The sequence below is a fragment of the Arthrobacter sp. DualSoilB13 genome, assembly GCF_055389195.1.
Genome location: NZ_AP035866.1, coordinates 116,102 through 130,097 on the forward strand (window position 1 = coordinate 116,102; position 13,996 = coordinate 130,097).

Consider the following 13,996-nt stretch of genomic DNA (forward strand, 5'->3'; position numbering starts at 1 on the left):
ACAAAACAATCTTCTGAGGACTACAAATGACAGTTGAATCGGCTGTGTTCCCCGCCGCTCCCCTAGAGCGCGAGGCCCCTCTGCTCGCGTCTGTGCCCACCGGCTTGCTTGTTGGCGGCCAGTGGCGGGATGCATCAGACGGCGGAACGTTTGATGTGCGTGATCCTGCTACGGGGGAGGTGCTCGCTACTCTAGCTTCGGCCACTAGCGAGGATGCCGTCGCCGCTCTGGAGGCTGCTTGCGCGGCGCAGACCTCGTGGGCGCGGACCGCTCCGCGGGTGCGAGCCGAGATTTTGCGCCGTGCCTTCGACCTGGTAACAGCGCGATCGGAGGACTTCGCGCTTTTGATGACGTTGGAGATGGGCAAGCCATTGGCTGAAGCCCGGGGCGAGGTTGCCTACGGCGCCGAGTTTCTGCGTTGGTTCTCGGAAGAAACTGTTCGGGACTACGGCCGATACCTCACCACCCCCGAAGGTAAGAACAAGATCCTGGTCCAGCACAAACCCGTAGGTCCCTGCCTGCTGATAACGCCGTGGAATTTCCCGTTGGCCATGGCTACTCGCAAGGTTGCTCCCGCGGTGGCCGCTGGTTGCACGATGGTTCTTAAACCAGCAAAGCTGACGCCGCTAACTTCGCAGCTATTTGCCCAAACGATGATGGAGGCCGGCCTTCCTGCAGGAGTTCTCAATGTCGTTTCTTCCTCCTCGGCGTCGGGGATATCCGGGCCACTCCTGAAAGATTCCCGGCTGCGTAAGGTTTCCTTCACAGGGTCCACTCCGGTCGGCAAGCGCCTGATGTCAGACGCTTCCCGACATGTCCTGCGGACTTCCATGGAATTGGGTGGAAATGCTCCGTTCGTCGTGTTCGAAGATGCAGACCTGGACAAAGCTGTAGAAGGGGCAATGGCGGCTAAGATGCGGAACATGGGCGAGGCCTGCACAGCAGCCAACCGGTTCCTCGTTCAAGAATCCGTGGCGCAGGAATTCACCCGGAAGTTCGCAGCCGCGATGGGTGCCCTCTCCACCGGCCGAGGTACGGACCCTGCCAGTCAGGTCGGCCCGCTGATCAATAACGGTGCTCGCGACGACATCCATGCCCTAGTCATTGCTGCGGTGGACGCCGGCGCTGTCGCTGTCACCGGCGGGGCCCCCGTGGACGGACCAGGCTACTTCTATCAGCCCACCGTCCTCGCCGACGTTCCCAACAATGCGGCGATCCTCGGCCAGGAAATCTTCGGACCCGTCGCTCCTGTCACCACCTTCACTACTGAACAGGACGCAATCAAACTGGCTAACGCCTCGGAATACGGGCTCGCGGCCTACCTTTACAGCCGCGACTTTAGCCGGCTCCTGCGGGTGGCGGAGCAGATCGAGTTTGGCATGGTTGGCTTCAACGCGGGCATCATCTCCAACGCCGCCGCCCCCTTTGGTGGCGTTAAACAATCAGGGCTAGGCCGCGAAGGCGGGTCCGAAGGTATCGCCGAATACACCACCACCCAATACATCGGCATCGCCGATCCCTATGAGAACTGAACGACTGGTAGGGGCTTACATGCCGTCTGAGCGAGTGAATAATGCGACTTGCTAGGATACAAACGAGCGCAGGCCCACGGCACGCAGTGTTTCGGAACGGTGAGTGGCACCATCTGGAAGACCCGTTTGCCGAAGTCATATCCTTCACTGGGCAAGTCACACCGGCGGATGGTGCGAAGCTACTCGCCCCGGTACGTCCCTCCGTCCTCATAGGAATGAGCCATAACCGCCCTGACAATAAGCATCCGCTTCCCGTACAGGCATGGCACAAATCCGTACATACCCTGGCCAACCCGGGTGATCACATTAAGATGGTTCGGGACGCTGGGGCAGTCCACGTGGAGGGCGAGCTGGCAGTTGTTATTCGTAAACTCGCTACCGGTCTTACCACGGAAGAGGCGATGGACCATGTGCTGGGGTACACGATCGCGAATGATGTCACGAACGCCGACCAAGGACTTATCGACGAAAAACTTTTCCAAGCCAAAGCCGGCGTTAATTACACACCTCTTGGACCTTGGATTGAGACCGACATTAGGGATCCTGAAAAGGTCAACATCACCGTGCGAGTGAACGGCGAGGTTAGGGCCAATTCCGGGACATTCAATCTACCCACGAGCGTGGTGGACTGCCTGGTGTATGTCACTCGCTGGACGACTCTTAAGCCTGGTGACATCGTGATGACGGGGGCGCCGGGTACCTTCGCAGCTGTTAACCCCGGAGACTGCGTGCAAATCAGTCTCGAGGGAATTGGTACGTTGACCAGCACAGTCGTCTAATTACTGCAAATAAAGGACCCCTCCGAGAGGGGTCAGGCACAATCCTTCGCAAGTCTAGGACCTTGCCCTTGGCGCCGTTCTTCAAGCCGCCCGGATAGTCCGATGTGCTTCGTCACCAAGCCCGACTTCCTTGAGTTCGCCGAGCGCCGGCTATCCCGAGCATCGGCTGTACCCATCCTCTTAGACGTCTTTGCGTCGTGCCGAGTGTTGGCTCGTGGTGGCAAGGTTCAATATTACGATGCCCCCGATCACCGCAGTAATGGCTGTTATCCTTCCCAAAGTAACTGCCTCTCCGTGGATAATCGCGCCAGCAAAGGCAACGGCTACTGTGCCTAGACCAGACCACGTAGCATAAGCGACGCTTAGTGGTACTGCCCTAAGCGCGCGGGTTAGCAAAAAGAAGGAAAAGGCGTATAGTGCCATGGCCGCGGTTGTCTGTGCCGGGAGTTGAAAGCCTTCGGAAAAGTCGAGAATTACTGTGCCAGTCACCTCGGTGGTTATGGCACTTGCAAGATACAACCAAGCATGAAGGCCATGTCTATGACGTAGCGGCGCACATTCCTGCCTCCTGTTAGCTTTGTCAGCCGGCACGCTTCCTGCCTCTCCTGTGATGATCTGCCGAAATGCTGTGCAAAAGTTCAAGACCGTCCTGACTGGCGTTCGTCCTGCATGGCTACTCATGCCCCCGATTGTCAGCCTTCATGGTCTGAACTCGGGAGGCAGAGTTTGAGTCATTGACCGGCTTGGAGGTTGAGTGTGACCACGCCCGTGACCACAAGAGCCAGTCCGATGGCATGTTTCCAGCTGAAGCGTTCGTTTCTGAACAGGACGCCGATAACTGCTACAGACGCAGTTCCCAGGCCGGCCCAAAGTGCGTAAGCAATTCCGATGTCGGTGAACTTGAGGATCTGAGCCAAGAGGGCGAAGGCGACCGTGTATAGGCAGGCGACTGCCACAGTCGGCTTGAGTTTCCTGAATCCGTTTGTTTGAGGGAGCAGACTGGTAGCTGCTACTTCCGCAGCGATCGCCAGTAAAAGTAGGGGCCAGATGGTTAATGCCCTCCTTCCATACCTGGTCTGCAAACGAAGGGTGGTCCTGGCGGGGCGTTTCTATGCATGCGAAAGATCCCGTTCGGCCGCCTCAACGACGTTTACAAGAAGCATCGCCCGGGTCATAGGACCAACACCGCCGGGGTTGGGTGAGATCCAGGCGGCGACCTGCATAGTGTCGGCATCGACGTCTCCTTGGAGGGCGGCTTTGCCGGTGCTGGCGTCAAGGATCCGTGACACTCCTACGTCTAAGACTATTGACCCCGGCTTCAGGTGTTTACCTTGCACGATCCCCGGTACACCGGCAGCGGCCACGACAACATCTGCGCGCTTTAGCAGCTTGGGGAGATCAGCCGAACCGGTATGCGCTGAAGTGACGGTTGCGTTGATAGCGCGCCGTGTAAGCAGTAGCCCCAGGGGCCGGCCCACTGTCACTCCTCGACCGATGACAAGCACTTCCAATCCGTTGAGAGCGATCCCGTGTCGGGATAAGAGCTCCACGATGGCGTTTGGAGTGCAGGGTAGAGGAGAGGTGAGGTCGCCGCTGACGTTGAGTGCAAGCTTTCCAAGGTTGATCGGATGTAGTCCGTCTGCATCCTTTTGAGGGGAAATTTTTTCCAAGACAGCGTTTTGGTCGATATGTGGGGGCAGTGGTAGCTGGACTATGTAGCCTGTGGTTCTGGCATCTTTATTCAGCTCATCCAGAACGCTCTCTAATTCCCTCTGAGAGATTGTCGACGGTAAGTCCCGACGAATGGATTCAATCCCCACTTCCGCACAGTCTCTATGCTTCCCCGCTACATAGGAATGGCTTGCAGGATCATCACCAACGAGGATCGTTCCCAAGCCAACCGTCTTGCCATGGTCCTTCAATGCTGCAATTCGACCCGCGAGTTCGGTTTTCACGGCACGAGCGGTTGCCCTGCCGTCCAGGATGTTGCCGACGTTCTCCAACGGGTTCGGTTCGTGCATGACGTTCTTGGTCATAGGCCTTCCTTTTAGTGGTCCCGTGAGGCTTTCATCTGTCCAGAGGCCGAACCATGCGATATCTGGGCCAAGGGGGGTCGAGGGGGATGTCGCTCCTAACCGCGGAGCCGTTCGCCCTTTGGATCGTAGAACGGCCGCCGGGAGACCTTCGCGGGGTAAAGCCGTCCCTTGCACTGGACCTCGAAGTCACCGGAGAGATCTGCATCAGGTTCAAGAGCGGCAATTCCGACTGCGCGTCCCAGCGTGTGGCCATAGCTGCCGCTCGTCATGCGTCCGACTGGAAGGCCGTTACAGTATACGGTCTCGTCATGTACGAACACCGGATCGGGGTCTTCCAGTGCTACATACACCGTTCGATGATCGGGCGCTGTGGGGTCGAGCTTGAGGAGGGCGTCTTTGCCTAGGAAGCCTCCCGGTTTGTCCATCGAGATAGTGAAACGAAGGCCTGCCGAATAGGGATCGTCAATGGGCCCGATGTCGTGACCCAGGTGCCTGAATCCCTTCTCGCTGCGCAGTGAATCCAAGGCGTGGTATCCGGCCAATTTGAGTCCAAGATCCTGCCCTGCTTCCCACAGCGCGTCCAGGACGTTGACTGCCATGTCGGCACTTGGGTACAACTCGTAGCCCAATTCGCCTACGAAGCTCACGCGCAAACTGTACGCATAGCCGTCTGCAATTTCTACCATGCGTCCGTGGGTGTATCTCTGTGCTTCGTCGGACCAGTCTTCCGGCGAAATCCTGCTAAGAAGTTCTCGGCTTTTCGGTCCCATGACTCCGATTGTGGCCAGAGCCGCCGTGCAGTCAAATACCGCGGCCGCTTTACCCCGAGCGATTCGTTTGAGGTATGCTGCCGTCTTTTGCTGGGTAAATGACGGGGTAACGACCAAGAACCGGTCAAGGCCAAGACGAGTGATGGTTCCGTCTAGTTCGATCCCCGCTCGGTCATTTAAGAAGAGGGTATAGACCGCTTTATCGGTCTCGACGTCGATGTCTGCTGTTGCGGCCATCTGACACACCTCAAGAGCATCAGGACCAGCAACTTCGAATTTTGCAAAAGGACTCAGATCGAAAAGGACCACGCCCTCACGCGCCGCTTTATGTTCTTCGGCGACACGGTCGAACCAGTTCGGGCGTCCATAGCTGTAGTCGTAGGTGGGAGAGGTTCCCGGGGCCCCGTACCAGTTTGCCCGCTCCCCACCGTTAACTTCACCAAAGCAGGCCCCGAGCTCAGCGAGGCGCGCGTGAAGGGGCGTTCGACGGACGTTGCGGCCAGTTTCCATCTGCAAGTTCGGCCAGTGCATTGCATAAAGTCGACCGAGGCCCTCCTTAGTTCGGGCCTTGAGATAGTTTCGGTTGTTTTGGTGTCCCGAAAAGCGCTGCACGTCCACCGCGGATGAGTCAAAACCGGGCGTACCTGAAATGACCCACTCCGCCAGCTCCTTACCTATGCCGGGAGCAAAGATAATCCCCTGAGAATTGAAGCCTGCTGCCACGAAGAGATTGGAAAGTTCGGAGGTTTCACCCACGGCAAAGTTGGCGTCTGGGGTGAAGCTTTCGGGAGCGTTCAGGAATCGGTCGAATCCCGCCGAAGCAAGTGCCGGCACTACCCCTTCGGCCTTCGCTCTGATCGGAGCGAAGTGTTCCCACTCCGGTCCGAACTCGGCGAAGCCGTTGGAGGGAATCTCCTCAACGGGGCGTGGAAGCCCGTCAGGCTCGAATGCGCCAACCAAGAGCCTCCCGGCCTCGTGACGGATGTAGTAGCTGTTGTCTAGATCCCTATATACGGGCAGCTCAGGGACAGCCCCGTCAATTTCTGCAGATCGGACGTGGATGTGTTCGGCGGCGTACAAGGGGACCTTCACCCCGGCGGTGGCCGCGAGATCACGAGTCCACAAACCGCACGCCAAAATCACCCGATCGCAGTGCACGATTCCTTGATCCGTGAGTACGCCGACGACGAGATCGCCCTGACGAAGTACCTTGTGTACGGCAACGTTTTCGCGTATTTGGGTCCCAAGGCTATGGGCGAGTTTAGCGAGAGCCACTGTTGCGTGACCCGGGTTGATGTGACCATCGTCAGGCAGCAGGAGCGCTCCGGCAACCCCTGAGTAGGTTGCGAGAGGCCACAATTCCTTGTATCGGTCCTCAGTTAGCCATTCAGTTCTTACGCCCTGCTGGTCGGCCACGTCCTTTGCATAAAGAAGCTCGTCAACGCGACCGGCGGTTCGCGCAACACTGAGGGACCCGCAACGCTGAAATGAGACGTCCAGCCCGGACATCTGCTCGAGCCGGCTATAAAAGTCCAAGCCGTACTTGGCCAGCTTTGTCATAGTCGTGGTCCCGCGCGCTCCAGTGACCAAGCCTGCGGCGTGCCAAGAGGTGCCGCTGCCCAGGACGTTGCTCTCCAAAAGTAGGGTGTCGTTCTCACCCGCAGCTGAAAGGTGGTAGGCAATGCTGGCACCGATAATGCCGCCACCGACCACGACTGTACGGACGTGGGTCGGCAACGGGTCATGGGAAGTAGCTGTAAACATGCTGGCGCTTATGTCGCGGTCGACAAGCCTGTCCATCAGGGTCTCATTTCTACTCAGGTCGATGTACGACTCTGGGCAAGGGTAGTTGTGCTTAGTTGAAGACGACGGTGCGGTGGCCGTTCAGCAGGATCCGCTGTTCCGCGTGCCATTGAACGGCACGGGACAGTGCAAGTCGCTCAGCATCCTGCCCTGCCACTGCGAGTTGAGCTGGACTGTAGTCATGTCCAACTCGAAGAACTTCCTGTTCGATGATTGGTCCTTCGTCCAGTTCGGCGGTGACGTAGTGTGCTGTCGCCCCAACGAGTTTCACCCCGCGGTCAAATGCTTGGTGGTAGGGTTTGGCGCCCTTAAACCCTGGAAGGAATGAGTGGTGGATATTGATGGCCTTGCCAGCAAGTTCGCGGCAAAGATTGTCGCTAAGGACCTGCATATACCGGGCTAGAACGGTCAGTTCCACTTCATGTTCTGCAAGGAGAGCCAGCAGATGTTCCTCTGCTTCCTGCTTGGTTTCCGGCGTTACCGGAATGTGAAAGAAGGGGATTCCATGGGCATCTGCAACTGGCTGAAGAGTCGCATGGTTCGAGGCGATGAATGGAAAATCCACTTTGAGTTGTCCTGAGCGCCAACGGAAGAGCAGGTCGTTGAGGCAATGCTCGGCTTTGGAAACCAGCAGTGCAACCTTGGGTCGATCAGAGGCGTCGACCAAGGTCCACTCCATCTCGTATGTGGAGGCCACCGCTAGAAACGCGCTTTTCAGATCGCCAATGGATACAGTTGCTGGGCAGGAGATGTGCACGCGCATGAAGAATCTGCGTTCCGCGGCATCGTCGAACTGCTGACTGGCAAGAATATTGCAGCCATGGGATACCAAGAAGCCTGAGACAGCGTGAACGATTCCAATCCTGTCTCTGCAGCTGAGTGAAAGAATTACTTGGCGGAATTGGGCGTTTTCCATGGGGCTCCTAGGGGGGAGGTTCGTACGTGGGGTGCCCTTGCGAGGAGGGACGGTTCGGGCAGTGCCTATAGATAGGCCTACGCCTGCCAGCTGCACCTGCATCGTGTGTTGACCATACGCGCCAGAACGGGCCCCTTCCATGCGGTGTTTGTCTGAAAAGACCATGGTTTTGGTACTAAGGTCTAAACTGCGACTTTGATACGTCACAGTGGTGGGGCGGCTTGCGTTGCAGCCTGCCGAGCGGAGCGTGGCCTGGGCTGGGGACGCAAAACCTTCGAGCGAGTCGTTTTGCCACTGCCCCTCACCTTCGCGCCAGCGCCGGAAGAAATGCATGAAGCCAGCGACCGGAGGTGGCATCGCTGGCAGCTATACCCAGGTGATCAGCTCGGCAAAAAGGAGGCCTGGCCTCAAGCTCATGGACCGCCTACATCGTGCTGGTCTTAGACCCTCAACCGCTGTCACATGGCTTGCTCAATCAGTACCTGTCGACGTGCTGCTGCTTCCCGGGCCCAAACTCAGCGGGTACCACCCACCTTCAACGGCCCGTTGGATTCAGCCCCGGTGAAGTTCCCAATTTCACAATGGGTCCTTGTTGGATGTTCCCCGCATCTGTTCGGACAGATGCGGGGAACGAAGCATGGCTCCCTTCAGCTCACTGTCCTCGTGGGTCTCTTTTAGAAGGTTCATTGTGGTAGCAGGAGGCTCCCGGCCGGGGTTGGACGGGAGCCTCCTAATTGCGCGCTATTTGGGAGCGGGCGCTACTCGCCGGTGCAGTTTATGCAACCTGCGCCTTGACTCCTAGGGAGATCATGCAATGCGCCCTAGGCGGAAATCGAGGTCCTCCTTTTGCTGCGGACAGATGCCACAAAGCCGACGAGGAACACCGCGACTGTTCCGATCATTACATAGGGTAATGCGCTCAGGGGCCCCGGCGCTGGGTACAAGATTCCGTTTACATAGAGCCACAGAACAGTTGCCGACGCCAGAGCAGCGCCTATGTTTACCAGAACCGATTTCCGCGGACTGAGGCGATTTAGCAACACCGCACCGCCGATGCAGATGAGGAAGTATGGAATTACCCAGAAGTAGACCAACAGGGTGGCAATGTATCCGTAAATTTCCAGGGGGGTGGATGATGTCAGCCAGAGCATTACAGGGGGGCCAACGAGCGAGGGAACTCCAAGGAAGGCAATGGCTGCCAGCGGACTCTTGTAACGCTTGCTGACTTTGGTTAAGGCAGAAGGCAGGAGGCCGTCAGAAGCCGCGCTGACAACGACTCGCGACCCGTAGTTGAAGAATCCAATCAGGCTGGCAAAGACGGCAGCAGCCAGAACCAGGTCGCTGATGTTCGATAGAAAACCTACCCCTGCTGCTTCAGCAAGCACCGCATTCGGTGAGACACCAAGGGCAAGCTGGTCAGCAGAATCGACAAGAGTCGGCACCTGGATAACTGTGGCAGCAAGGAAGGCCATACCGAGGACGACGGGGATCACCATGATTGCCCGAGGAATCGCGCGGGTAGGGTTTCTGGTTTCTGCGCCAAGGGCCGCGCTGCTTTCGAAACCGATGAAGAACGTCGAGCCTATTGCTAGACCTTGCAGGAAACTGTTGAAGGTGAAGTCGCTGAGACTAAGCTGGCTCGCCAGGTCAACATTTCCGCCGAATGCCGTTGCCACGGTAATGACCAACATAACGGGCACAGAAACGACCGTGAGGATGACGCTGGAACGGACTGATACGTCCAATCCTCGATAGGCGATCCCCATAGCTACCAGCGCCGCTAAGACGTAAATTACCAGTTGTATCTCTGGTCCTGCTGCGCTAGAAACGCCCACGGACATGAGGAAACTTCCGACATAGAGACCCAGTGAGACGACTAGGACCATGACTACAACGATGTAACCTGGGACCATCGCCGCCGCGATGACGAGCGGGCTCCACGAGCCAAACACGTGCCGAATATAGGAGTAGAGCGACCCAGTTCCTATAAACCGTCGGGCGAACGCAGTAACGAATAACCCAATGATGGTGAATGCCACAACGGAGGCAGCCATAGCCAGCCACGACGAACGCCCTGTGTAGGCGGCGAGGAAAGCGGGGACTGCTGAAAGACCGACGGCGGGAATAAAAGAAGATATTGAAAGCCCCATCACCTGCGGGCCGGTGAGGTGTCCCAACTGTAGATCTGCATGGGCTATATCTTGAGGAGGTGGTGCTTGGCCACCGTCCGCCGATGTTCCTGTGATATCAGAAGAAGAAGATTGCAAAGGTGTACGCCTTTCAGGTGAGTCGCGGTCACACGACCACGACGCTTAAGCGGCTTCTTCGAACCTGTCGAAGAAGTCGGTTGGGAAGATGCGCCCTTGCACCTACCAGATGGCGACTTGGGTTCGGATTGTGGTTGCGACCAATTCAGTCTTGTATGCTCACCGAGCCAGTTCGCCAGCAATGTTTTCGGCTGTTCAAGCTGTTTAGCCTTCTAACAGCGTTCGATACCAGCGGGAGGGGTTGAGTCGAGCTGGTCTCACAAATGACGGCCACGCTCCGATGCTGTGGGAATACTTGTGTGGCCGGTGTCAGGTCAGTGCACGGTGCCTACAAAGCTCCCTAAGGGTCATGGCTGCCTGCGTGTGACACACCTTACGCATCCGTTCCGTGAGCCAAAACTCGACAAAAGACCAAAGTTTGCGAAATATTCGTGTTGGCGTACTAGAGAGTTACCTCATACACGAGTACTAAGATGCCCGTATGGAACAGCAAGTGCTGACGGTCAGGGACCTCGTTACCGCTCAAAGCCTGGGTATGAAGGTACTTTCTGGCGCCGGCGGCCTTGACCGGCAGGTTCTATGGGCGCACAGCTGCGAGTTGAGTGATCCCGACCGCTGGCTTGGTCCGCACGAGTTACTCATGACAGTGGGCCTGTGTGTTCCGCATAGTGCCGTGGAACAACGGAACTTCATTGTCAAACTCGACGAGGCCGGCCTTTCCGGTGTTGCCTTGGGGGATCACAACAGCCTCCCCCCACTCACTCGGGAACTATACGAAGAAGCAGACAGACGTTCTTTTCCTGTACTTCTCACGAACCAGGCCACTCCCTTCGCAGCAATTGGGAGAACAGTTGCCGCTGCTACCGCAACCACCCAAACCATGCAAGTACTCAAGCTGAGCAAGCTCTATCAGTTGTCCACGTACGCCCGTACTGACCCGTTACGGATGATGAACGACTTACAGGCTCTTCTAAGGGCGGGTCTCAGCGTCTTCGATGTGCAAACCGGCCTAACGATTGTAGAAGGGGCACCGCTAGAATTTATGCCCACGTCCGTCCGGGAACGTACCTATGCGCTCCCGGGGGACAGCGACTCCAGGCTCATGATTTCCGAATATCCCGGCGAAGAGGTGAGCAGCTTCCTGCTAATCCATGTCCTGCAGGTGATAGATGTCGCGTTGAGCCAACTTCTACGGTCACTTCGCCGCCGTTCCGAACGGTCGACTCAAATGCTTGCGTCCATTTTTGAAGGGCGTAGCCCTGATGGGTTGGGGAGCATTCTGGGTCCGAGCGGTACTTCGTCAGGCTATCAATTCGTTGCAGTGGCATTGGAAGATAGCGAAAAGGTAGCCCGGGCCGCGTCCATCAAGTCACTGCCAGTTCTGGCCGGGCCCGGAAGCAGCTCGTTTTTTATCCTGATGCCTGAGCAGAGTCGAAATGACGTCCGGAACTTGCTCCACGGCCTCGACGTCCGGGCCGGGGTATCGTCAACCTACCTCGACTTGCGGGATGCTAAAGCTGCTGCGGATGAAGCCGCAAAGATCTTTTCATCTGGTGGGACGAACGGTCTATGGACGGACTTCACCGGGGTCCCGGTATCGCTACTAACCCGCTCTAGAAAGGAAGCCTCGGCCATAGTCCAACAGGTATTAGGTAGACTCGCGGGTACGGATCCTAAAATAACTGTTCTGCGTGAAACGCTGTTTGCTTTCCTTGCCAATGACCGTCGCTGGAATGAAACGGCAGCCGCTCTTGGCATCCACCGGCAGACCTTGTCCTATAGACTCACCCGGATCAAAGAGATCACCGGGCGGGATATCGCGTCGTCAGCGGATCTGTCTGCCTTCTGGCTTGCGTTTCAAGCCTGGCCCTCCTTCTCGGACAGATCCGACTGAAGACTTCCGTCATTCACGAGTTCCTCGTTCCAGGCTGTCGTAGTGACGGACATTGTCAAGGGCACCGCTCATACACCCTGCGAAGGGCGTCTTCCAAAGAGCAGGTTCTACTTGCGATCCAAGGAATCAGACAAAAGGGTTTCTTGTTTTTGGCTTTCCCTATCATGACTGCCGTTTCCCGAACGTCTAATGTCGAAGAACAGGGCTTGTTGTTGAGTGCACCTGTGAGCAGCAAAATCGGCTGACGCGACTCGCCCCGGTTCCTGCTCCGGTTATCCCTGCTCTTACATAGGAGCCTTCCGTATCAGCAGTCGAGCTCCCTTTGTCCCTCAACACCCTCGTCCACCAACGCGTGGCCTCGAGGAACAGAAAGGTTACCCCATGATGACAGCCGCCGTTCCGGACGGGCACACTTTAGATCCCCGCTTACGCACCCTCACCCCAGGACAGCACCCGCGTCTTGCCCTTGAACCTGCCGGTTCTGGTTGCGAAGAGCACCCCTGCAGATTCTGCAACTTGCCGGAAACGGATTGAGCAGCCAACGAAAGCAAGTTAGCGGTGCTGCTGTCACGGACAATGGCTTCCCCAGAACCCGCCTCATCCCGTCGGTGTTCTTAGGACTACTTGTGCAAGCGAAATCGAGAAGTGAGGGTGTGCAATTAGGCGGTCTTGTTTTTCGCTGGTCGTCGATGTGTCAAACGTGTCGGCGCCGCCGCACAAAAATCGGTTTTGACCGCGGTGGATGTCGCGGACGCTGCGGACGTTCTTGGCGTCGGAGGTGACGCCCTTCCCACAGTTTTACCGCTCAGATGTTCCCTTCTTCGCCTTACCACCAATGACGGCAGCCCGCTGCTCCGGCCCACAGCAACAGGTGTACGATCTTGGGCCGTTGGGACGTGGAGAGAAAGCTGGCGAAAGCACCATCGGCCTCTGATGCGAGATGGGGGCATATCGCAGGCCTTCAAGCTGTGTGGAGTCAGTGGGCTGGTTGTTTGTTTGGTTCGGGAAGGTTGATTCCTACGTAGGTTTGCGGTGCTGGTGTGGTGGGTCGGTCTCGGAATCTGTGCGGGTACTGGTCGTAGTAGCGTTGCAGGGTTTGGTCGCGTTCCTTCCGAATGCTTTTCCATGTGCCGTCGTGGACTTGCGCTGAGGAGAACAGGGCGATGCCGGAGTGTTCGTGCTTGGTGTTGTACCAAACCCAATTCCCATTTACAGGCGCCCTCGTGTGGTTCATCGTCGAGGTATGCGAGTGGCCGGAATTCTCCCCTCAGACGCTCCTGACCCGCGGGCCGGATGGGCCGAGCGCCTGAAGCTGATGCCCATTCCGGTGATGGGGCTCGCGCCTCAACCATCGTTGGAGGACACCGACAGCGTTGGTGTGACCTATGGCCAAGATGATCGTGGGTACAACGAGATGACGGCGAGCATCACCTATACGCTCTGGCGAAACCCGGATGACCACTCAGACCCGGTAAACCTCGCGGACCTCAACGAGAAGACACGCAGATCGATCGAGGAAGTTCCGCCATGGCCGCGGCCCCCTTGGCTGATCGAGTACGTGGAGCGCCTGCGTTACCCGCAACTTGAGGAGGCCGTGCGAACCACCTGGCACCGTGATCCATCCGAGCGTTCTTCGGTTCGAAGCCTGTTGGTTGACCATGTCAACCACATCCTCATGAACCAATATCGGCAAGAGCTCTGGCCGGGCAGCAACCCGTGGGACCAGCACGCCCCCACAGTTACCGGCCGGATGGTCAACAGCCAGGCCAGGACCGTCATCAACGGAGTCGATATGCCCGGTGCAGAGGTCGATACGGACCCGTTCGTCTACGGTATCGGAGCCCAACTGGCAGGCGGCGGCGTGGTGACCGCTGTGCTTCCCCGCACTGAGCTCAAGCACATCCAAGTCCAATTCATGCCCCGGACCTAACGGTTCCATTCCAAACACAGCAACACCAAGCTTGACGTCGCCCCCTAGGGGAACCTCGTCCGTAAGCCG

At 57.4% G+C, this 13,996-nt stretch carries 10 protein-coding genes; 4 read left to right on the forward strand and 6 right to left on the reverse strand.

All coding sequences use genetic code 11. The features are described from left to right. The first annotated feature begins 26 nt into the window (after window positions 1-26). Window positions 27-1,532: an NAD-dependent succinate-semialdehyde dehydrogenase gene (locus tag ACZ5J0_RS20505; protein ID WP_464094963.1), complete on the forward strand. Its 1,506-nt coding sequence runs from the start codon at window positions 27-29 to the stop codon at window positions 1,530-1,532. A 41-nt stretch (window positions 1,533-1,573) separates the two neighbouring features. Then, window positions 1,574-2,311: a fumarylacetoacetate hydrolase family protein gene (locus tag ACZ5J0_RS20510; RefSeq protein ID WP_464094962.1), complete on the forward strand. Its 738-nt coding sequence runs from the start codon at window positions 1,574-1,576 to the stop codon at window positions 2,309-2,311. 180 nt (window positions 2,312-2,491) lie between these two features. On the opposite strand, the gene ACZ5J0_RS20515 is transcribed toward ACZ5J0_RS20510, so the two are convergent. From ACZ5J0_RS20515 to ACZ5J0_RS20540, 6 genes are all read right to left on the reverse strand, one after another. Further along, entirely contained in the window at window positions 2,492-2,992 is a 501-nt protein-coding gene (locus tag ACZ5J0_RS20515) for a DMT family transporter (protein WP_464094961.1), read from the reverse strand. A 50-nt stretch (window positions 2,993-3,042) separates the two neighbouring features. Continuing rightward, window positions 3,043-3,393 (reverse strand): DMT family transporter, encoded by a 351-nt coding sequence (locus ACZ5J0_RS20520; protein WP_016359430.1) that lies wholly within the window; start codon window positions 3,391-3,393, stop codon window positions 3,043-3,045. Window positions 3,394-3,420: 27 nt separating this feature from the next. After that, a complete protein-coding gene (locus tag ACZ5J0_RS20525; protein WP_464094960.1) occupies window positions 3,421-4,347 on the reverse strand; it encodes a bifunctional methylenetetrahydrofolate dehydrogenase/methenyltetrahydrofolate cyclohydrolase in 927 nt (308 codons plus the stop codon). A 95-nt stretch (window positions 4,348-4,442) separates the two neighbouring features. Continuing rightward, on the reverse strand, window positions 4,443-6,917 hold the full coding sequence (locus tag ACZ5J0_RS20530; RefSeq protein ID WP_016359432.1) for a GcvT family protein: 2,475 nt from the start codon (window positions 6,915-6,917) through the stop codon (window positions 4,443-4,445). A gap of 55 nt (window positions 6,918-6,972) precedes the next feature. Further along, window positions 6,973-7,836, reverse strand: a complete 864-nt coding sequence (gene purU / locus ACZ5J0_RS20535) for a formyltetrahydrofolate deformylase (RefSeq protein WP_016359433.1) — start codon at window positions 7,834-7,836, stop codon at window positions 6,973-6,975. A gap of 821 nt (window positions 7,837-8,657) precedes the next feature. Further along, entirely contained in the window at window positions 8,658-10,103 is a 1,446-nt protein-coding gene (locus tag ACZ5J0_RS20540) for an APC family permease (protein WP_225740119.1), read from the reverse strand. Window positions 10,104-10,584: 481 nt separating this feature from the next. Between ACZ5J0_RS20540 and pmfR the strand changes: the two genes are divergently transcribed. Then, complete coding sequence (gene pmfR, locus ACZ5J0_RS20545) at window positions 10,585-11,997, forward strand: transcciptional activator PmfR (RefSeq protein WP_016359436.1); 1,413 nt, start codon at window positions 10,585-10,587, stop codon at window positions 11,995-11,997. A 1,243-nt stretch (window positions 11,998-13,240) separates the two neighbouring features. Beyond that, complete coding sequence (locus ACZ5J0_RS20550; protein WP_031217299.1) at window positions 13,241-13,927, forward strand: hypothetical protein; 687 nt, start codon at window positions 13,241-13,243, stop codon at window positions 13,925-13,927. The last annotated feature ends 69 nt before the right edge of the window (window positions 13,928-13,996 follow it).